Annotated in this window: 15 protein-coding genes and 1 pseudogene; 6 read left to right on the top strand and 10 right to left on the bottom strand. The window is 69.6% G+C overall.

The annotated features are described in order from the left end of the window. Positions 1-210: 210 nt before the first annotated feature. Positions 211-1,971 (bottom strand): cytochrome c oxidase subunit I, encoded by a 1,761-nt coding sequence (ctaD, locus tag NQ152_RS11530; RefSeq protein WP_257524070.1) that lies wholly within the window; start codon positions 1,969-1,971, stop codon positions 211-213. A 207-nt stretch (positions 1,972-2,178) separates the two neighbouring features. Here ctaD and NQ152_RS11535 point away from each other — a divergent pair, with 207 nt between their 5' ends. Beyond that, complete coding sequence (locus NQ152_RS11535; protein WP_257524071.1) at positions 2,179-4,686, top strand: phosphoketolase; 2,508 nt, start codon at positions 2,179-2,181, stop codon at positions 4,684-4,686. Between the two features lie 21 nt (positions 4,687-4,707). Here NQ152_RS11535 and NQ152_RS11540 read toward each other — a convergent pair whose 3' ends face one another. Continuing rightward, positions 4,708-5,355 (bottom strand): hypothetical protein, encoded by a 648-nt coding sequence (locus NQ152_RS11540; protein ID WP_257524072.1) that lies wholly within the window; start codon positions 5,353-5,355, stop codon positions 4,708-4,710. Positions 5,356-5,437: 82 nt separating this feature from the next. Between NQ152_RS11540 and NQ152_RS11545 the strand changes: the two genes are divergently transcribed. Continuing rightward, positions 5,438-7,192, top strand: a complete 1,755-nt coding sequence (locus NQ152_RS11545; RefSeq protein WP_257524073.1) for an alkaline phosphatase family protein — start codon at positions 5,438-5,440, stop codon at positions 7,190-7,192. 22 nt (positions 7,193-7,214) lie between these two features. Here NQ152_RS11545 and NQ152_RS11550 read toward each other — a convergent pair whose 3' ends face one another. After that, the gene (locus tag NQ152_RS11550) at positions 7,215-8,225 is read right to left on the bottom strand and encodes a glycerophosphodiester phosphodiesterase family protein (protein WP_257524074.1); all 1,011 of its coding nucleotides are present in this window, start codon (positions 8,223-8,225) and stop codon (positions 7,215-7,217) included. Positions 8,226-8,379: 154 nt separating this feature from the next. Here NQ152_RS11550 and NQ152_RS11555 point away from each other — a divergent pair, with 154 nt between their 5' ends. The 4 genes from NQ152_RS11555 to ligD all read left to right on the top strand — a co-directional run bounded on the left by NQ152_RS11555 (position 8,380) and on the right by ligD (position 13,304). Beyond that, entirely contained in the window at positions 8,380-9,297 is a 918-nt protein-coding gene (locus NQ152_RS11555; protein ID WP_257501684.1) for a Bax inhibitor-1/YccA family protein, read from the top strand. A gap of 159 nt (positions 9,298-9,456) precedes the next feature. Next, positions 9,457-11,577, top strand: coding sequence for an alpha/beta hydrolase (locus NQ152_RS11560; protein WP_257524075.1), 2,121 nt, complete (start codon positions 9,457-9,459; stop codon positions 11,575-11,577). Positions 11,578-11,649: 72 nt separating this feature from the next. Continuing rightward, entirely contained in the window at positions 11,650-11,982 is a 333-nt protein-coding gene (locus NQ152_RS11565; RefSeq protein ID WP_257524076.1) for a helix-turn-helix domain-containing protein, read from the top strand. Between the two features lie 104 nt (positions 11,983-12,086). After that, entirely contained in the window at positions 12,087-13,304 is a 1,218-nt protein-coding gene (ligD, locus tag NQ152_RS11570; RefSeq protein ID WP_306815904.1) for a non-homologous end-joining DNA ligase, read from the top strand. Between the two features lie 564 nt (positions 13,305-13,868). On the opposite strand, the pseudogene NQ152_RS11575 reads toward ligD, so the two are convergent. The 7 genes and pseudogenes from NQ152_RS11575 to NQ152_RS11605 all read right to left on the bottom strand — a co-directional run bounded on the left by NQ152_RS11575 (position 13,869) and on the right by NQ152_RS11605 (position 21,044). Further along, positions 13,869-14,392 (bottom strand): annotated as a pseudogene (locus NQ152_RS11575) (ClpP family protease). Between the two features lie 59 nt (positions 14,393-14,451). After that, positions 14,452-15,081 carry a ClpP family protease gene (locus NQ152_RS11580; RefSeq protein WP_257524078.1) on the bottom strand — a complete coding sequence of 210 codons (630 nt, stop codon included), beginning with the start codon at positions 15,079-15,081 and terminating at the stop codon, positions 14,452-14,454. A 258-nt stretch (positions 15,082-15,339) separates the two neighbouring features. Next, a complete protein-coding gene (locus tag NQ152_RS11585) occupies positions 15,340-16,785 on the bottom strand; it encodes a glycosyltransferase (RefSeq protein WP_257524079.1) in 1,446 nt (481 codons plus the stop codon). Positions 16,786-16,920: 135 nt separating this feature from the next. After that, entirely contained in the window at positions 16,921-18,528 is a 1,608-nt protein-coding gene (gene guaA, locus NQ152_RS11590) for a glutamine-hydrolyzing GMP synthase (protein WP_306815897.1), read from the bottom strand. Then, positions 18,525-19,052, bottom strand: a complete 528-nt coding sequence (locus NQ152_RS11595) for a DUF3817 domain-containing protein (protein ID WP_257524080.1) — start codon at positions 19,050-19,052, stop codon at positions 18,525-18,527. Before NQ152_RS11595 ends, guaA begins: the two co-directional genes overlap by 4 nt. 10 nt (positions 19,053-19,062) lie before the next feature. After that, positions 19,063-19,929, bottom strand: a complete 867-nt coding sequence (locus NQ152_RS11600; protein WP_257501635.1) for an SURF1 family protein — start codon at positions 19,927-19,929, stop codon at positions 19,063-19,065. After that, on the bottom strand, positions 19,926-21,044 hold the full coding sequence (locus tag NQ152_RS11605; RefSeq protein WP_257501682.1) for a GuaB3 family IMP dehydrogenase-related protein: 1,119 nt from the start codon (positions 21,042-21,044) through the stop codon (positions 19,926-19,928). The genes NQ152_RS11600 and NQ152_RS11605 overlap by 4 nt, the downstream gene beginning before the upstream one ends. Between the last annotated feature and the right edge of the window lie 266 nt (positions 21,045-21,310).

Here is a 21,310-nt window from a genome sequence, read left to right on the forward strand (position 1 = left end):
TCGCGGCGTACGCCGCCCGACCTGCCGTCCGTGCGGGCTTGGACGCCGATCCACGCGGTCGAACTCTGGCTCGGGTTCGCCCAGGCGTGCCCTCCCGCCTACCTCGCGCAGCTCACGACCGAGCTGCGGGATTGGCCTTGCCCCTGACCGGACCGGTCCCGTCCTCCGGCCGGGCGTCCTGCGAGGAGGCGGCCGAGCTGTTCAGGAGCATCATTTCGTCTGGTCATCACCGGCGTCCACGACCGGCGTGGATGGGGCGTCCTTCGCGGGTCCGACGCCGACGGGGATGCCGGCTTCGGGGTGGTTGGCATCGAACGCGGGTCGCTCGCTGCGGATCCGCGGGATCGAAGTGAAGTTATGCCGCGGCGGCGGGCACGAGGTCGCCCACTCCAGCGACGCGCCATACCCCCACGGGTCGTTCACGGTCACCTTCGGCGCCTTGCGCGCAGTGATCCAGACGTTGAACAGGAACGGGATCATCGACGCACCCAGGATCATTGCCCCGACCGTGGAGAGCTGATTCAGCCAGGTGAAATTGTCCTGTTCCGAGTAGTCCGCGTAGCGGCGCGGCATGCCGTCCACGCCCAGCCAGTGCTGGATCAGGAAGGTCATGTGGAAGCCGATGAACAGCATCCAGAAGTGCACGTAGCCGATGCGCTCGTTCAGCATCTTGCCCGTGAACTTCGGCCACCAGAAGTAGAACCCGGCGAACATCGCGAACACCACGGTGCCGAACACCACGTAGTGGAAGTGCGCGACCACGAAGTAGGTGTCGGAGATGTGGAAGTCCAGCGGAGGGGAGGCCAGGATGACGCCGGTCAGACCGCCGAACACGAACGAGACCAAAAAGCCCAGCGAGAACAGCATCGGGGTTTCGAAAGTCACCGAACCGCGCCACATCGTGCCGATCCAGTTGAAGATCTTCACCCCGGTGGGCACCGCGATCAGCATCGTCATCAGAGCGAAGAACGGCAGCAGCACCGCCCCGGTGACGTACATGTGGTGCGCCCACACCGCCACGGACAGCGCCGCGATCGCGATCGTGGCGTACACCAGGGTCTTGTACCCGAAGATCGGCTTGCGACTGAACACCGGGAAGATCTCCGAGACGATGCCGAAGAACGGCAGCGCGATGATGTACACCTCGGGATGCCCGAAGAACCAGAACAGGTGCTGCCACAACAGCACACCACCGTTCGCCGGGTCGTAGATGTGCGCCCCCAGGACCCGGTCAGCCGCGGCCGCCAGGATCGCCGCCGCCAGGACGGGGAAGGCCATCAGGATCAGGATGCTGGTGACCAGCGTGTTCCAGGTGAAGATCGGCATCCGCCACATCGTCATGCCCGGTGCGCGCATCGTGATGATCGTGGTGATGAAGTTCACCGCACCCAGGATCGTGCCGAACCCGCTCATGCCCAGGCCGAGCATCCAGAGATTTCCGCCCACCCCTGGTGAGAACGTGGCGCTGGCCAGCGGTTGATACGCCGTCCAGCCGAAGGCGGCGGCACCCTGCGGGGTCAGGAACCCGGAGACGGCGATGATCGAGCCGAACAGGAACAGCCAGAACGCGAACGCGTTCAGACGGGGGAACGCGACATCAGGGGCACCGATCTGCAGCGGCATGATCACATTCGCGAAACCGGCGAAGAGCGGGGTCGCGAACATCAGCAGCATGATCGTGCCGTGCATCGTGAACAGCTGGTTGTACTGCTCCTTGGTCGGCACGATCTGCATGCCCGGCTCGAACAGCTCGGCGCGGATGATCAGCGCCATCACGCCGCCGAGCATGAAGAACAGCACCGACGCGATCAGGTACATGTACCCGATCGTCTTGTGGTCCGTGGAAGTGATCCACTTGACGACGATGTTGCCCTTCTGCTCCGTGCGCGTTGCGCTCAGCAGGGCAGCCTGACGAGGAGGAATCGTCGTCGGGCGGGCTCCCTTCACCGCTGTCCCGGTGGAATCGGTCATGATCGCTCCCTCCTTCGCGCGCAGCCACCGTCACCGAGGTTCTGAGCGTCCTCGATCCGGACGAACCCGCGCACCTGCATGCGGCGCCTCGCGCCACTGTACGCCGCGCCCGCAGGCGGCAGAAGAGGCCTTGACATGCGGCAACACCCCCTCCCCCGCGGCCTACCACCCTGCCAGGATGATGCCCAGCGAGGAGATGAGGACGCGATGACGCAGACGCCGAGCATCGAGGATCACGGAACCGAGGCATTTCCGCACCGGGAACCGGAACGGCTCACCGAAGACGCTCGCGCGCAGATCGACGCGTGGTGGCGGACGGCGAACTACCTGTCTGTGGGGCAGATCTACCTGCTGGATAATCCGCTGCTGCGCGAACCGCTCGCGCCGGAGCACATCAAGCCCCGACTGCTCGGGCACTGGGGCACCACCCCCGGGCTCAACTTCCTCTACGCCCACCTGAACCGGGCGATCTGCAGCCGGGGGCTGAACACCATCTACATCACCGGTCCCGGACACGGCGGTCCCGGGATGGTGGCCAACGCATACCTCGACGGCACCTATTCAGAGCTGTACCCGCAGATCGGGCGGAATGAATCGGGTGTGCGGGCGCTGTTCCGGCAGTTCTCCTTCCCCGGCGGGATCCCCAGCCACGCCGCCCCGGAGACGCCCGGGTCGATCCACGAGGGTGGCGAGCTCGGCTATGCGCTCTCGCACGCATACGGTGCCGCCTTCGACAATCCCGACCTGCTGGTCGCCGCGGTCGTCGGAGACGGTGAAGCCGAGACCGGGCCGCTGGCCACCAGCTGGCATTCGAACAAGTTCCTGGACCCGGTCGGGGACGGCGTGGTGCTGCCGATCCTGCACCTCAACGGCTACAAGATCGCAAATCCGACGGTGCTCGCCCGCATCCCCGAGGAGGAGCTGCTCGCCCTGATGCGCGGCTACGGTCACACGCCGCATCTGGTGTCCGGCGGCTTCGACGGCGAAGACCCGGCGGCCGTCCACCGCCGGTTCGCCGAGACGCTCGACACCGTTCTGAACGAGATCGCGGCGATCAAGGCGGCGGCGGAGGCCGGGACGCTGCCGGGCCGACCGGCGTGGCCCATGATCATCCTGCGCACTCCGAAGGGGTGGACCTGCCCGCGCGAGATCGACGGCCTGCCGGCCGAGGACAGCTGGCGTTCGCACCAGGTTCCGCTCGCCAATGCACGCGACACCGCCGCGCACCTGAAGGTCCTGGAGGACTGGCTGCGCTCGTACCGGCCGGATGAGCTCTTCGACGATTCCGGAGCAGTGGTGCCCCTGGCCACGGCGCTGGCGCCGGAGGGGACGCTGCGGATGAGCGCGAATCCGGCCGCCAACGGCGGAGTGCTCAAGCGCGATCTCGTGCTGCCGGACTTCCGGGCCTTCGCCGTGGACGTGCCCGCTCCCGGGGGCACCGTGAATGAGGCCACGCGCGTGCTCGGACAGTGGCTCGCCGAGGTCATCCGCCGCAATCCGGACAACTTCCGCATCTTCGGCCCGGACGAGACGGCGTCCAATCGCCTGGGCGCCGTGTACGCGGTGACGGACAAGCAGTGGAATGCGCAGCTGCTGCCGCAGGACGAGCACCTGGCCCGGATCGGCAGGGTCATGGAGATGCTCAGCGAGCATCAGTGCCAGGGCTGGCTGGAGGGCTACCTGCTGACCGGACGGCACGGACTGTTCAACACGTACGAGGCGTTCGTGCACATCGTCGACTCGATGCTCAACCAGCATGCCAAGTGGTTGAAGGTGAGCAAGGAGATCCCGTGGCGGCGTCCGATCGCCTCGTTGAACTATCTGCTGTCCTCGCACGTGTGGCGGCAGGACCACAACGGGCTCTCGCACCAGGACCCCGGGTTCATCGACCACGTCGTGAACAAGAAGCCGGACGTGGTGCGCGTCTACCTGCCCTTCGACGCCAACACGCTGCTGTCCACGTACGACCACTGCCTGCGCAGCACCGACTATGTGAACGTCGTCGTCGCCGGGAAGCAGCCCACCTTCAACTGGCTGAGCATGGACCAGGCGATCGCGCACATGACCCGGGGACTCGGGATCTTCGAGTGGGCGGGGACCGAGACCGCCGGCGCGGAGCCGGATGTCGTGCTCGCCTGCGCCGGCGACGTGCCCACACTCGAGACGCTGGCCGCGGCATCCCTGCTCCGGTCCGAGATCCCGGATCTGAAGGTGAGGGTCGTCAACGTCGTCGACCTGATGCGGCTGGTCAGTGAGGGAGAGCACCCGCACGGGCTGCCGGACCGGGAGTACGACGCGATCTTCACGACGGATCGGCCGGTGATCTTCGCCTACCACGGCTATCCATGGCTGATCCACCGACTGACCTACCGTCGCGCCGGCCACCCTCACCTGCACGTGCGCGGCTATAAGGAGGAGGGCACGACGACCACGCCCTTCGACATGGTGATGCTCAACGACATCGACCGCTATCGCCTGGTGATCGACGTTCTGGACCGCGTTCCGGGGCTGGCCGGGCGGTATGCGGGGCTGCGCCAGCGGATGCAGGACGCGCGGGTCGAGGCGCGCCTGTACACCCGTGAGCACGGTGAGGACATCCCGGCCGTCGCGGAGTGGACGTGGAGCGGCAGCGCGGAAGGGTTCGCGCGCGAGGCGAACACCGGGGTGGGACAGGTCAGCACCGACGCGGACACCGGTGGGGACAACGACCTCTGATGCTCCGCGCCGGCGGAGGCATCACCCTCGCCGGCTGGAGAGTTCCCGCCCCTCGTCCACGGAGTCCTCGACGCTGGGCTGGGACCGGCCCCGCACGAGGCGGTCGATGAGCGCGGCCAGCCACGCTCCGCCGATCCCCAAGACGATCACCGTGCCCTCGCTGACGAGGATGTACGCACCCGTCGTCGCGGATGCCTGCACCAGCAGGACGCTGACCAGCGGGGGGATCAGGGCCAGGAGCAGCACGAGGAACGCCAGGGGATGCCGCCCCCGGACGAGCAGCCATCCGCCCAGGGCGACCACCAGCGTGATCAGACCCTGATTGACGACGAAGGTCCAGAACGCGACGGGATGGTCGATGTTGCCGACTCCGCGCTCGATCCCGATGGTCGCCCACAGCAGCAGCACGACGCAAGCGAGGGTGACCGCACCCAGCCGGCGAGCGCCGGATGCCGGCATGAGAATGAATGCGGCCAGGTAGATGCCGAGGATCAGGACGAACTCCGCGAAGTCCACGGCCGGCACGTCGGTGCCCAGGACCCCGGCGTAGTTCGCCGCCTGGATGAACGCGCTGAAGTCCGTGGCGATGTTCAGGAATCCGGCGAAGAGCACGCCGACGAGGGCCGCTCCGTACCGAGCGTTCCGATCGAATCGCACCTCGGGAACCATGGGACGACCCTACTGGGCCGACACACTCCGCCCGCACCGACGTGGATAGACTGACGGCCGGATTGCGCGCAGGGGGATGGTTGTGAACGCAAGCACGCAGGATCACGGACGCGCCGACCGACCGCGCGACTCGGCACGGCGGGACTTCCTGCGGCGCGCGGGCATCGGCGCGGCCGGCATCGCGATCGGCGGGTCCGCCGGAGCCGCGTTCACGGCGGCGGCGACCGCGCATCCCCCGGAGTTCGCCCCGCTGCCCACGCGCACCACGCCCGGTTTCGACCATGTCGTGGTCGTCATGTTCGAGAACCGCAGTTTCGACAACATGCTCGGATGGCTGTACACCGCCGATGAGAAGTCCTCGGACGAATTCGACGGGCTCGCCCAGGGCAGCTACTCGAATATCGGGCCCGACGGCGAAGCGGTTCCGGCATATGTCTACGAGGGCTCAACCGACACGGTCATGCAGTCCCCTCAGCCCGACCCCGGCGAGACCTATCCGCACGTGAACACGCAGCTGTTCGGGGTCGTCGACCCGCAGACCAACGAGGACATCCGCACTCACGGCCTGATGCCACCGTTCAACACGCCGCCGGTGGCGGCCACTGCCGACATGTCCGGCTTCGTCCAGGATTTCGCGATCAACTTCTCGCGCGACAAGGGCCGTGCGCCCACGGCTGAGGAGTACCGCGTGGCGATGGGATCGTTCAGCCCCGCCATGATGCCGGTGCTGTCCACCCTCGCCCGCGAGTTCGCCGTCTACGACGCCTGGCATGCGGCCGTGCCGTCGCAGACGTTCTGCAACCGTCTGTTCTTCCACGCGTCCACGTCCAACGGCTATGTCACCAATCAGGGTGGCGACGGCTACTACAAGTGGATCAACGGTCCGGCGGCTCCTACGATCTTCAACCGGCTCGAGGATGCCGGCATCCCCTGGCGCATCTACTACGACGGCTCGCAGCTGGTCTCGCTCACCGGGCTGCTGCACTCGCCCGTGCTGCAGCCCTACTGGAAGACCAATTTCCGCGAGATGGGCCAGTTCGCCGAGGATGCGAAGAACGGCGACCTGCCCGCGTACAGCTTCATCGAGCCGCGCATGGTGTTCAACCACAACGACATGCACCCGCCGTGGGGCGCGAAGGTGCACGAAGACACCGTCGATGTCGACGGCCAGAAGGTCCCCGTCTACAACAGCGCCCTCTCCGACGTGCGCGCGGGCGACCGGCTCGTGCAGGACGTCTACGACGCGATCCGCACGAGCGCGTCGGCGCAGGGCTCGAACGCGATGAACACCGCTCTCGTGATCACCTTCGACGAGCACGGCGGCACCTACGACCATGTGCCCCCGCCTGCCGCCACCCCGCCGGACCGGTCGGGGCCGGGCGAGATGGGGTTCACATTCGACCGATTGGGCGTGCGGGTCCCGGCGATCGTGGTGAGCGCGTACACCGCGGCGAACACCGTGATCCACGACGAGATGCACCACGGCTCGGTCATCAACACGCTCTGCCGCCAGCACGGCCTGGCACCGCTGACGCTGCGGGATCAGAGCGCGAACCCGATCTTCAACTCCGTCAACCTCACCGAGCCGCGCCAGCCCTACACGTGGCCGCAGCCGCAGGCGCTGTACGCGGGGCGCAATCCCGAGGAGGACGACGCGGCCGCCGCGGCGAAGAAGCACAAGGACCGGCCGCTCACCTCCCCCGCCCAGGGGCTGACCGGACTGCTGCTGGCCCGCTTCAATCCCGGCAGCAAGGCTCCCGCGACGTATGCCGAGGCGTATGACGCGGTGGTCCGGTTCGGCAAGGGCCTGTTCGGCACCTACGACCACCCGAAGTGACCGACCGGCGGGTCGGTACGGCTCAGCGCCGGAAGAACTCCACACCGAGGTCGGCGTGATCGACGAACACGCCGTCGACGCCGGCATCCCGCAGCACCGCCCACTCCCCCTCGTAATCTCCGAATGCCGCCGGACCACCGCGCCCCCGATAGTGCGCCGCCAGGAACGCATTCTCCGGCCGGCATGTCCAGGTGAAGACTCGCAGGCCGCGCGTGTGCGCGTCGGCGACGAGAGAGGAGGGCCCGGTCGCGCGCCCGAGCTTGCCGGATGCGAGGATCATCCGTTTGTCCACGCTGATCCCGTCCATCTCGCCGGCCAGGCCGTCCAGACCGGCCGGTCGCGCGGTCTGCTTGTAGGTGGGTGCGGCCTTGCCCAGAACGGCGACGAGATCGAAGGGACGCCCCGTCGCCTCGAGCAGATAGATGTACGAGGCCCGGATGCCGCGTTCCCTCACCTGGCGCAGCACCGTGGATTCGAAGGCCTCGATGGTGAGCGGCAGCTCGCCCTGGGCCCAGCCCGCGTCGGTGAGTTCCGCCTCGACCAGCGCGGCGACGCTCCAGCCCACAGCGTCGAAGTAGGTCGCGTGCTTGATCTCCAGGACCACGCCGATCTCGCGCCGGTGCTCCAGCGACGCGGCGCGCACCAGATCCAGAACGTCGCGCAGCCGAAGAACCGGCTGCTGGTCATCGAAGGCCGCGCTGGCGGGCCGCAGCTGTGGCAGCCTCTCCCGGCAGCGCAGCGTCGCGATCTCGTCCCATGTGAAGTCCTCGGTGAACCATCCGGTCACCTCGACGTGGTCCACCGCCTTGGTCGTGCGCCGGTCGGCGAACTCAGGCCGGTCGGCGACGTCGGTGGTGCCGGAGATCTCGTTCTCGTGCCGCACGACCAGGACGCCGTCCTTGGAGACGACCACGTCCGGCTCCACCGCATCCACGCCCATCGCCAGCGCAAGATCGTACGACGATCGGGAATGCTCCGGCCGGTAGCCGGGCGCTCCGCGATGGCCGATGACGAGTGGATGGGTCCGAGGCACCGATTCAGGCTACCCGCGGGCTCCGAGCGCGGGCGCGGGGAGCACTGCTCATAGTCCTCTCACAGCGCAGCACCGGCGTCCTGGTGCGGTCATCCGATAACGTAGTGGTACAGCACCGTGCTGAGACAACCTCGTGACTTGGAGTGTGAGAGCAGTGGCCCTCAACAACCCCGCGTTCAACAATCCGGCCTTCCAGGATTCCAAGGCTGTGAACAGCTACCCGGGCGGCGCGCAGGCCGCGACCCTGGGCGGGCAGACGCAGTTCGCCACCGCGCAGCGCGCCGGCACCGATGCCGCCGCGCAGGCGCACCTGGAGGGCATGTACGCCGCCCCGCCCGCCGGTGCCATCGAGACGGACCGGATGACCGTCGAGGACACCGTGATGAAGACCCTGGGTCTCTTCGGGATCCTCGTCGTCACAGCCGTCGTCGGCTGGGTCTGGACCATGGCCGGAGTGACCGCCGCCAACCCGAGCCCCTCCATCGCACCGTGGCTGATCGGCGCGCTGGGCGGTTTCGTCCTGTCGATGGTGGTCATCTTCACCTCGCGGAAGAAGATCCGTCCGGGACTGATCATGGCTTACGCAGCCCTGGAAGGACTGTTCGTCGGCGGCATCTCCGCGTTCTTCGAGTTCATCTTTCCGGGCATCGTCCTGCAGGCGACCATCGCTACCCTCGCCGTCGTCGGCGTGACGCTGGCCCTCTTCGCGAGCGGCAAGATCCGCGCGTCGAAGAAGGCAACCAAGATCTTCCTCATCGCGATGGTCGGCTACCTCGTGTTCTCGCTGGTCAACCTGGGCCTCATGTTCTTCGGCGCCACCGACAGCGCGTTCGGCCTGCGCAGCGAGCCGAGCTTCCTCTTCGGCATCCCGTGGGGCGTCCTCATCGGCGTCTTCGTCGTCATCATGGCGGCGTACTCTCTCGTGCTCGACTTCGACTCGATCCAGCAGGGTGTCCGCAACGGCGCTCCCCGCAAGTTCGGATGGCTCGGCGGCTTCGGCATCATGGTGACGGTCGTCTGGCTGTACGTCGAGATCCTGCGAATCATCGCCATCCTCCGCGGCTCGAATTAGACACGAGCCGGGTCATGCGCGCAGCGCGTTGACACGGCTGCGTGTCTATACCGAGTAGCGCAACGAGGGCCGTCCGGAAGGGCGGCCCTCGTTCGTTGCGCGCCACGCCGCACCGGCGCTTCGCTCTCGGCTGCCTGAGATCGCCGCTATCGTGACCATATGATCGCGCCGCGCGCGCTCGCCGCCCCGTCGACGTCCGACGCGCCCGCCCCTCCGGCAGCGGATGCGTCCGCCTCGCGTGCCCACAGGCGCCGGCATCCACTCGCCCTTCTCGGCGCAGCGCTCGTTGCCGCCGGCAGCGTCCTTCTCACCGGCGGACTGCCGACGCCGGCCGCAGCGAGCGATCCGCCCCTCCGTCCGTCGAGTCTGATCGCCGATGAGCTGGAGGAGACCGGATGTCCGGTCGACGTTCCGGTCGAGGACGACCGTCGCGTCACGTGCGGCGTCCTGACCGTGCCGGAGAGCCGCGCACCGGGGAGCGACCCGGCCAAGACTGTGCAGCTGCCGGTCGCCGTGATCGCCAGCAGATCCGATGATCCGGAAGAGGACCCCCTCGTCTTCCCCACCACGGGCGCGCCCGGAGCGGGCAGCCTCGACTCGCTGTCGTATGTCCTCGATCACGCGGACTGGGCGTCGCAGAACCGGGACATCATCGTCATCGAGCAGCGCGGCGACGCGCTGGCCGAACCCACCCTGGACTGTCCCGAGCTGGACACCTCCCACTTCGTGAGGGACGGCGTCGTGCTCAGCGGCGAGAAAGAGGCCACGGTCCGCCTGGCACAGCTGCAGAAGTGCCATGACCGTCTGATCGAGGAGGGACGAAATCTCGCGGCGTACACCAGCGCGGAAAGCGCTGCCGACCTGACCGACCTTCGCAGCGCCCTCGGATACGACGAGTGGAACCTGTACGGTCTGTCCTACGGCACGCGGATCGCGCTGACCGTGATGCGCGACCGGCCACAGGGCCTGCGTGCGGTGATCCTGGACGGAGTCGTCCCGCCGCAGGTGCGCGAGTACGAGCAGATGCCCGCCGGCTTCCGCACCGCCCTCGACACGCTCGCCGCCGACTGCGCGGCCGACGCGGACTGCGCCAGGCTGTATCCCGATCTCGAGGCGTCGCTGGCCACCGTGCTGGACCGCGCCGAGAAGTCACCCCTCACCGTGACCGTCAAGAGCCCCGAGGACCGGTCGCCGGCACGCCTCACCGTAGACGACACCGATCTCGTCAGCGACGTGTTCGACGCGTTCCAGGACGCGGAGGTCGTGCGCATCCTCCCGTTCCTCATCGACCGGCTGGCACACGGCGACACCGACGCGGCGGCCCCGCTCGCCCAGCGGAGCATCGACGCGCGCGGCCGGATCACCGAGGGCCTGCAGCTGTCGATCGACTGCGCCGAGGAAGCGCCGTTCAACGACGACGCGGCGATCCTGGCAGCACGCGAAGCGGACCCGATCCTGTCGCACTTCGCCCCGTTCGACGGCTTCCGCGAGGACTGCGCAGTGTGGGCGGTCCCGGCCGCGTCCGCGATCGAGACGGACCCGGTCGTCAGCGGCATTCCCACCCTCCTGACCAACGGGGCGTACGACCCGCACACCCCGCGCGCGTGGAGCGAAGCGGCAGCGAGCACCCTTTCCGCGCACTATCTCTACGAGTTCCCCGGCATGGGCCACGGCGCCGTGTGGGCGAACCGGGTCGATGACTGCGCCGCGACGATCGCGGGGCGGTTCCTGGACGATCCGACCGTCGAACCGGACTCCACCTGCATCGCGGACATGACCGCTCCGGACTTCCTCACCGCCACCGACATCCACGCCACATCGGCCCTCTACCGCTTGGAATCGGACGTCATCCATGACCGCGACCCGATCACGATCGGCGTCGGGGTCGCATCGGTGCTCGTCTTGGCTGCGACGCTGATCTACGCCGCGGTGTACGGGCTGCTCTGGCTGCGCCGCCGGCGCGGCGACGCCCCCGGCGGGACGGTGCTGGCGGCCGCGGCATCCGCCGGCCTGAATCTCCTCTACGTCGCCGGGCTCGCGCTCGTGATGGCGAACACCGAGCCGATCATCCTCGCGATCGGGCTCCCGGCCGGGGCCTGGCCGCTGCTGCTGCTGCCGTTCGCGGCGATCTGCGCCGCGGTGCTGCTGATCGTGCTGCTCGTGCTGGCGTGGATGCGCCGCGAGGGAAGCCTGTTCCACCGCGTCCTCCTGTCGATCTCGGCTGCGGCGTCCGTGGTCTTCGCAGTGTGGCTCACGGCCCGCGGTCTGCTGCTGCTCTGACTCGGCCGCGGGTGGTTCTGCTCAGAGCGGAACCGCTCGGTCACGGCATCCACGAGGTTCTATCGTGAGCCCATGGCCGAGATCATCCGGATGCCGACGAAGCGCCTCCCGCGCGAGCCCGAGCCGCTGTGGCGCGACGCGCTCGGCGAGCAGCTGCGACGGATCCGTCACGACCGGGGCGAGCGGCTCGCGGACACCGCCGAGCGCGCCGGTGTCTCGCCGCAGTACCTGTCCGAGATGGAGCGCGGGCTCAAGGAGCCCTCGAGCGAGATGATCGCCGCCGTTGCCGGAGCCCTCGAAGTCACCCTGGTGGAGCTCACTGCCGCGGTCGTCGACGAACTCCGCGACCGCGCGCCCGGCCACGCGGCTGTCGGCGTGCGCACCGCGCTGGTGCTGGTGGCCTGACCCGCAGCGGGTTCGGTGCGAACAGGTCTGCCCCCGTCAAGGCCTGGCCGCGGCATCCCCCCGTCGCTAGCGTGGGCCTGGTGAGCCCCGCGCGCAAAGAGCAGATGATCGACGTCGACGGCCGGGAGGTGCGCATCTCCAGCCCCGACAAGGTGGTGTTCCCGCAGCCAGGGCTGACCAAGCTCGATGTCGTGCAGTACTACCTGTCGGTGGCGCCGGGTGCGCTGCGCGGCGCCGGCGGCCGTCCGATGGTGCTGAAGCGGTTCGTCAAAGGCATCGACCAGGAGGCGTTCTTCCAGAAGCGGGTGCCGGAGAACCACCCCGACTTCATCGACACCGCCACCCTGCACTACGCCAGGGGAACGTCGGCCGAGGAGGCGGTGATCCGGGATGCCGCGGGCCTGGCTTGGGTGGTCAACCTCGGCTGCCTGGATCTGAACCCGCACCCGGTCCGCGCCGAGGACCTGGACCATCCCGACGAGCTGCGCGTCGACCTGGATCCGATGCCCGGCGTGGACTGGTCCCAGATCGTCGATGTCGCCATGGTCGCGCGCGAGGTCCTGGACGACTGCGGGCTCGTCGGATGGCCGAAGACGTCCGGCTCGCGCGGGCTGCACATCCTGGTGCGGATCGCACCGGAGTGGGATTTCCGTGACGTGCGGCTGGCGGCCGAGACCCTGGCCCGCGAGGTCGAGAACCGCGCGCCGGGACTTGCGACGGCGCGGTGGTGGAAGGAGGAGCGGGGCGAGAGCGTGTTCGTGGACTTCAATCAGAACGCGAAGGATCGCACCGTCGCGTCCGCGTACTCGATCCGGCCGCTGCCGGACGCACGCGTGTCCACGCCGCTGGACTGGGACGAAGTGCGCGTCCGCCGGCCCGAGGAGTTCACCGCCCTGACCGTGCCCGAGCGCTTCGCGCAGATCGGCGACCCGCACGCCGGGATCGACGATGCAGCGGGTTCGCTGGACCGGCTGCTGGCGCTGGCCGAGGAGCTCGGGCCGGCCGAGAAGCCGCCGCGCGGTGCCGACGGCTCGGGTCGGCGCGCGTCGACGATGCCGCTGATCGAGGTCGCGCGCACCAAGACCAAGCCCGAGGCGCTCGCAGCGCTCGAACAGTGGAGTGCGCGGCATCCGGATGTCGTGGACCGACTGCACCCGGCCGACACCCTGGTGGACGGCATGCGCGGGTCCAGTTCGCTGTGGTACCGCGTGCGGATCAACCTGCAGCATGTCCCCGAGGCCGAGCGGCCGGCGCAGGAGCCGCTGATCGCCGACTACGACCCATGGGCGGGCAAGGAGTGGCCGGTGCCCCGCGAGGACTGATGCTCGAGGTGGCCGTGCGCGACTGCGCGCGCCGCAGTAGCGCATAACTCCTTCAGTTCGCGGCGGCGCTTCCCGCTGACCCCGCGGAACGAGCGCCGAAGTCGCGGTGGCGGGCGCGGAATTGCAGGAGTTGCGCGCCCGCGCCCGAAGACTCGGCCGTCGAACCGCTCCCCCGTGCCCCCCGCTCCCCTGTCACAACACGCCGGGCGGACGCGCAGTTTGCGACAGGCGAGCGCCCACGCGCGCCGTGCGCCGAGGGACCGCGCAGGTTGCGACAGGCGGGCCGCGCCCACGTCGGCGCCGACCGGGGCCCGCGCCATCGCCCCCGCCCGCCGGCATCAGCGCATAACTCCTTCATTTCGCGGCGGCGGTTCCCGCCTGACCCGCGGAAAGCTGCCGGCGTCGCGGTCGGCGTGCCGAAAATGCAGGAGTTATGCGCCCGCGCGCTCGGACGCGACTGTCGGGCTGATCCGTCTCTCAGCTCCCCTGTCACAACACGCCGAGGGACCGCGCAGGTTGCGACAGGGGAACCGCACCCACGTCGCACCCCCCGCGCGGCGGGGGCTACCGCCGGTCCAGCACGCGGTCGGCCAGCCCGTAGGCGACCGCGTCCTGCGCCGTGAACACCCGGTCACGGTCGGTGTCCGCGCGCAGCTTCGCGGGGGCCTGCCCGGAGTGACGCGCGAGGATCTGCTCGACCTCGCCGCGCACGCGCACCAGCTCGTCGGCCTGCAGGATCAGGTCCGGGATCGCGCCGCGGCCCTGGCCCGTGGGCTGATGCAGAACCACGCGCGCGTGCGGCAGGACGGGCGCTTGCCCGTCGTCCCGGCAGCCAGCATGACCGCGCCGACGCCGATCGCCTGTCCGACGCAGGTCGTGGCGATGTCGGGCCGCACGTGCTGCATCGTGTCGTAGACGGCGAGCATCGCGCTGGGGTCGCCGCCTTCGGAGTTGATGTACAGCTGGATGTCGCGGTCCGGGTTATCGGCATCCAGATGCAGCAGCTGCGCGATGAGCGCGTTGGCGACCCCCGCGTCGATCGCGGTTCCGAGATACACGACCCGCTCGGTGAGCAGGTGCGAGTACACATCCATGATGCGGTCACCGCGCGGATGCTGGGACACCACGTTCGGGATCGCGTACCCGCTCATGCCGCCACCTCCGCCGCGCCCACGCCGAGCCCGGCGGGTCGCCGCCGTTGCGGGACGACCTGCGCGAAGTGCGTGACCACTCCGTCGATGAAGCCGTACTCCTGCGCCTGCGCGGCGGTGTACCAGCGGTCGTGCAGCGAGTCCTCGAAGATGCGCGGGACGGGCTGGCCGGTGTCCTCGGCGATCAGCCCCAGGACGGTGTCGCGCATGTGCCGCAGGTCATCGGCCTGCACTTCGACCTCGCCCGCGGAGCCGCCGATGCCGGCCGAGCCCTGATGCATCAGAATCCGCGCGTGCGCGAGCGCGTGGCGCTTTCCCTTCGTTCCGGCCGAGAGCAGGAACTGCCCGGCGCTGCACGCCAGGCCGAGCGCGAGGGTCGCGACGTCGTTGGGGATCAGGCGCATCACGTCGCGGATCGCCAGCATCGAGGGCACCGACCCGCCCGGGGAGTGGATCCACAGAGCGATATCGGATGCCGCGTCCTCGGCTGCCAGCGCCAGCAGCTGTGTCGCGATCAGGGTGCCGTTGTCATCGTCGAGCGGGCCGTCCAGGACGAGCACGCGCTGCTGGAACAGCTCGCGCCGAGCCTCGGCTCCGAACTGCGGGATCTTTGCGTCATCTGCCATGGCACCAGCGTGCGCCACCACCGCCGCCCGTGCGGCGGTTTCCGCCTCCGGCGGATCCGCCCTCAGCGGGTCGGCGGGCCCGGTTCGCCTCTGCGTCGTCCGCTCGTTCCCCGCGCCCCGGTCTCGGCATCCACCCCTGTTCACTTGCCCTGGATGTACGTCAAACCTCTCTGTGCGCGTACATGTACGACCACCGAACGGGGGGGCGGCCGTACATGTACGGCCACCGAACGGGGGGCGGGAGACGGCGACGCCGGGTCAGCCGGCGACCCGCCGCGACGGGCGGGCCAGCACGTCCTGCACGGCCTGGGCGAGCGCAGCCATCGCATGCGCGGGATGGACGGTCCGGCCTGCCGCGACGGCCTCGGCGGTCAGGCGCGCACGCAGCTCCACGTTCGTGAGGACCTCAACCAGCGCGGCGGCCAGAGCGTCCTCGTCTCCGTCGGGCACCAGCATCCCGCCGCCCTGGGCGAGCAGATCGCGCGGGCCGTACCGCACGTCGAACGCCACGACCGGGCAGCCGTGCACGAGAGCTTCGGCGATCGAGAGCCCCTGACCCTCGAACGCGGATGTCGACAGGAACACGGACGCCTCGTCCAGGGCGCGCCCCGGGTCGTCGGTGAGGCCGCGCAGCACAACGTGGGCGTCCAGGCCCAGCTCGTCGATCAGCTGCTGCAGCCGGTCGCGCTCCGGCCCGTCTCCATAGATGTCCAGCGTCGCATCGGGGAGGGCGCGGCGCACGGCCGCGAGCGCGCGGATCGCGGCATCGATCCGCTTGCCGGGGGCCAGGCGATTGAGCATCAGGATGCGGCCGGGCACACGATCGGCGAGCGGAGTGACGGATGCCGCGGGCGGGACCGCGTTGGGCACCACGACGTGCACGGGCGAGGTGCCGAACCGGTCCTCCACGTCGTCGCGCTGCGCCGCCGTCGGCCACAGCACCGCGTCGAAGCGCTCCGCGAGCCCGAACCACCGGGACCACAGCTCGTTCAGCGGCGCGTCCGGGGTGAACGGGGGCTCCAGATGGATCGTGTGGATCGCGTGGACGAGCCGCAGCGCGGGATCCTCCCAGCCGGCCAGCAGCTCCCCGAGCTGGCGTGACTCGCACAGCACCACGACGGGGCGATCCGCGCGTCCGGCGCGCAGCTCCGTCACGACGGAATCCAGCCACGCCCGGTAGAGGGCTCCGAACCCGTCGACGACGCCGACGACCCCGCCCCGCCCGTCGTATACCGCGACCGGCGCCGTGGCGACGTGCCAGTCCGGGTCGCCGTCGATCACCGGAAGCCCCACGACCGGTCGGCCCGCGGCATCGGTGACCTGGCGATACGTCAGGGCCGGGTCGGGTTCGCCCGGGTGCGCCGCGCGGCGCAGCCACGGTGCCGCTCCCCCGCGCGGGTCGGCGGCCTCGTCGAACAGGTTCCGCATGCGGCGCGGGTCCACGACCAGGTCGCGGCCGGCGAAGGCGGCGCGGTGCTGCGCGTGCTCGGCGGGAGTGCCGGGGTCCAGTGTCAGCAGCAGCGGACCGAGCCCGCCGTGCACGCCCGCCCCGGCCATCTGCCGCGCGCGCGCCAGCGCGGCCAGCGCATAGCCGCCGTCCCGGTCGGGAATCAGCCGACTGGAGAGGATGAGGTACTCGGCATCCGGGAACTCGGTCTTCGGCGGCACGGACTCGGGCAGCTCGGATTCAGTCGACTCGGTCACGGTCCCCATCCTGCCCGGTATGGCGGCCCGTGTGCGGCGTGAGTTCACCGGGAGGCCCCGCGTCGATTCGGCATGGCGTCCGGCGGGTTCCGGATGGCGTCCGGCGGGTTCCGGTTCAGCGCGCTCCGGCCGTGTCTACTCCCACTCGATCGTCCCCGGGGGCTTGCTCGTGACATCGAGCACGACCCGGTTGACCTCGCGGACCTCATTGGTGATGCGGTTGGAGATGCGGGCCAGCACGTCGTACGGCAGCCGGGTCCAGTCCGCGGTCATCGCGTCCTCGGACGAGACCGGGCGCAGCACGATCGGGTGACCGTAGGTGCGTCCATCGCCCTGCACGCCGACGGAGCGCACGTCGGCCAGCAGCACGACCGGGCACTGCCAGATCTGCGAGTCCAGTCCGGCACGGGTCAGCTCTTCGCGGGCGATCGCGTCGGCGTCACGCAGAATCTCGAGGCGGTCAGCGGTGACCTCACCCACGATGCGGATGCCGAGGCCGGGGCCCGGAAACGGCTGGCGGCCGACGATCACCTCGGGCAGGCCCAATTCGCGTCCGATCGCGCGGACCTCGTCCTTGAACAGCGCCCGGAGCGGCTCGACGAGCTCGAACTGGAGGTCCTCGGGCAGTCCGCCCACGTTGTGGTGGGACTTGATGTTCGCGGTGCCGGACCCGCCGCCGGATTCCACGACGTCCGGGTAGAGGGTCCCCTGCACCAGGAAGCGGATCGGCTCGCCGTCGGCGGCCGCCTCGGCCAGCAGCGTCTTCTCGGCCGCCTCGAACGAGCGGATGAACTCGCGGCCGATGATCTTGCGCTTCTGCTCGGGATCGCTCACGCCGGCCAGCGCGTTCAGGAACTGCTCGCGGGCGTCGACGGTCACCAGGCGGACGCCGGTGGAGGCGACGTAGTCCTGCTCGACCTGCTCGCGCTCATTCTTTCGCAGCAGGCCGTGGTCGACGAAGATGCACACCAACTGGTCGCCGACGGCTTCGTGCACGAGCGCCGCCGCGACGGCGGAATCGACGCCGCCGGACAGACCGCAGATCACACGGCCGGTGCCGATCTGCTCACGGATGCGCGCGACCTGCTCGGCGATGACGTTGCCGCTGTTCCAATCGGCGGCGAGCCCGGCCGCCTTGTGCAGGAAATTCTCGATGACCCGCTGCCCGTGGTCGGTGTGCTTGACCTCGGGGTGCCATTGCACGCCGTACATGCGCCGTGCGTCGCTGCCGAACGCGGCGACCGGGGTCGCTGCGGTCGAGGCGAGCACGTCGAAGCCGTCCGGGGCTTTGGAGACCTGGTCGCCGTGGCTCATCCACACGTTCTGCGCGGACGGCTGCCCCGACAGCAGTACGCCGCCGTCGCCGGAGAGCGCGGCATCCGTCGCCCCGTATTCGCGCAGTCCGGTGTTGGCGACCTCGCCGCCGAGGGCCTGGGCCATCACCTGGAATCCGTAGCAGATGCCGAGCGTGGGCACGCCGAGGTCGAACACCCCCGAATCCAGCGACGGAGCGCCCGGCTCGTACACCGAGGACGGTCCGCCGGAGAGGATGAGCCCGACCGGGTTCTTCGCGGCGATCTCGGCCGCGGTGGCGGTGTGCGGCACGATCTCGCTGTACACGCCGGCCTCGCGGACGCGGCGGGCGATCAGCTGGGCGTACTGCGCGCCGAAGTCGACGACCAGGACGGGCCGCTGTTCGGTCTCCGTCGCGGGCAGGTCGGGAGTCTGGGTCTGCTGGGTCAACGGGAGCCTTCCGCTGCGGTGACGGGGGTGGGGGGTGCTGCTTCGGCGGCCTCTCGGGCGGTGAGGTAGTCGTTCACCTCGCGCGCGACGCGCGCCTCCATGAAGAAGGACAGGGCGGGTATGACCCCGCCCAGTGCGAGCATGATGAAGCGCGGGAACGGCCACCGCATCAGGCTCCAGATGCGGAAGCTGGAGAAGAGGTACACGACGTAGAACCAGCCGTGCGCGACGAGGATGAACAGCGAGATGTTAAACCCGTCGCCGGCCGAGATCATCTCGCAGTCGTTGGTCATCGGCGCGAACAGCGACCACCACTCGCACGTCGGCCCGGCGATCACCGGCGCCAGCCAGAGGAATCCTCCGGAGCCCCCGGCAAAGAGCTCGAGGTGCAGCGGCGTGTACTTCAGGATCATCTCGGCGACCAGCAGGAGCAGGCCGACACCGGTGATGATGGCGCAGATCTCGTAGAACTTCAGGGCTCCGCGGATCGCAGGAAACGTTGCGAGTTTGGGGGCGCGGGGCATGATCCCCAGTCTACCCGCGGGATTCTGGGGGTCCGTCGGGACCGGATGCCGCGGCCGCAGCATCCTCCAGGTCTTCCAGTTCCTTCTCCCAGGCGTCGCGGGCCAGCCGGTACCAGAGGTAGAACGCGAAGCCGGCGAAGACGGCCCACTCGGCGGCGTAGAAGATGTTCAGCCAGTTCACGTCCGAACCCTCTTCCGGAGCGGGAGAGGAGATCGCCTCGAGCGGCCCCTGAGGCACTTCGGCTGCGACGTACTGCCGGTAGACGCTGAGTCCGTCCGCGTCGTGCCACCGCGACAGCAGCGCGGCGGGCGACATCCGGGTCAGCGTGAACGGGTCGGCGCCGCTCGGCGGCAGCGCGGTCCCCTCGTCGGAGATGAGGCGGCCGGTGATGGCGAGTGGGGTCTCGGCGGCGTCCTGCGCCGCGGCATCCCGATTCAGCACTTCCACGGCGGCCTCCGCCTCGGCCAGCGTGGGAGCCCAGCCGATCGCCACCGCGACCGATACCGGCGCCGCGGCGTCGCCGGCCACCCGGAACTGACCGGTGACCCAGTACCCCTCGGCGCCGTCGTTGAAGCGGGAGGCGACGATGATGAAGTCGTCCGGGACCCAGGTGCCGGTAACGGTCACGCGCTGGCCGACGAGGGGCTCGGACAGGTACTGTCCCGGCTCCACCACCTCGGCGATCGGCCGCACCTCCTCGGTCGCGCCGGGCGGGGTCGGATCCATGTCGACGGCGCGGCCGAGCTGCCACTGCCCGAGCCACGCGAACACACCGGCCACGACCAGGCACAGGGCCAGCAGCGCGATCCATTGCGGCCGCAGCAGGACTTCGCGCAGCGTCGGCGGAAAGACCTCGGGCAGGTCGGGGCTGGTCATCCCGCGCTGTACGGGGCGACGACGACCTCGACCCGCTGGAACTCCTTGAGGTCGGAGTATCCCGTCGTGGCCATCGACTTGCGCAGCGCGCCGATCAGGTTCGCGGTGCCGTCGGCCACCGGCGCGGGACCGTACAGCACCGACTCCAGCGTGGTGACCTGCTCGACGCGGACACGGCGTCCGCGCGGCAGCTTCGAGTGCACCGCCTCGGCGCCCCAGTGGTAGCCGCGGCCGGGGGCATCGGTGGCCCGCGAGAGCGCGACGCCGAGCATGACGGCATCCGCGCCCATGGCGAGCGCCTTGACGATGTCGCCCGAGGTGCCCACGCCGCCGTCGGCGATGACGTGCACGTAGCGGCCGCCGGACTCGTCGAGGTAGTCGCGTCGCGCCCCGGCCACGTCCGAGACGGCGGTGGCCATCGGCGCGTGGATGCCGAGGGTGGCGCGGGTGGTGGATGCCGCTCCTCCGCCGAAGCCGACGAGCACGCCCGCGGCGCCGGTGCGCATCAGGTGCAGGGCGGCGGTGTAGGTCGAGGCGCCGCCGACGATGACCGGCACGTCCAGGTCGTAGATGAACTTCTTCAGGTTCAGGGGCGTCTCGACGCTGGAGACGTGCTCGGCCGAGACGGTCGTGCCGCGGATCACGAACAGGTCGACGCCGGCCGCGACGACCGTCTCGTACAGCTGCTGGGTGCGCTGCGGAGTCAGGGCGCCGGCTACGGTGACGCCGCCCGCGCGGATCTCGGCGAGGCGATCGCGCACCAGCTCGGGCTTGATCGGCTCGGAGTACAGCTCCTGCATCCGCTGCGTGGCGTCGCCGGCGTCGAGGGCGGCGATCTCGGCGAGGTACGGCTCCGGGTCGTCGTAGCGGGTCCACAGGCCCTCGAGATCCAGTACGCCCAGGCCGCCGAGCTGGCCGAGCATGATGGCGGTGGCCGGGCTGACGACCGAGTCCATCGGAGCACCGAGGACCGGGATGTCGAATTGGAACGCGTCGATCGACCACGCGGTGGAGACGTCCTCCGGGTTGCGGGTGCGGCGGGACGGAACGACCGCGATGTCGTCGAACGTATAGGCGCGACGCGCGCGCTTCGCGCGACCGATCTCGATCTCCATGCTCACACGATCAGCCTACCCGGGCCGGTTCGGGCCGCGGTGGCCACGGCGGTTCCTGCCGCGCCGACCGCGGCATCCCTCCCTCTCTGCACGACCCTCGGCTCCCCTGTCACAACACGCCGACCCGCGCGGCAGAACGCGACAGGCGAACCGGAACCCCTCTCCGCTCCCCTGTCACAACACGCCGACCCGAGGAGCAGAACGTGACAGGCGAACCGAAACCCCCCTCCGCTCACCTGTCACAACACGCCGACCCGAGGAGCAGA

Origin of the sequence: Microbacterium sp. zg.B48, assembly GCF_024623505.1 — a bacterium.
In the GTDB taxonomy this organism is placed as follows: Bacteria; Actinomycetota; Actinomycetes; order Actinomycetales; family Microbacteriaceae; genus Microbacterium.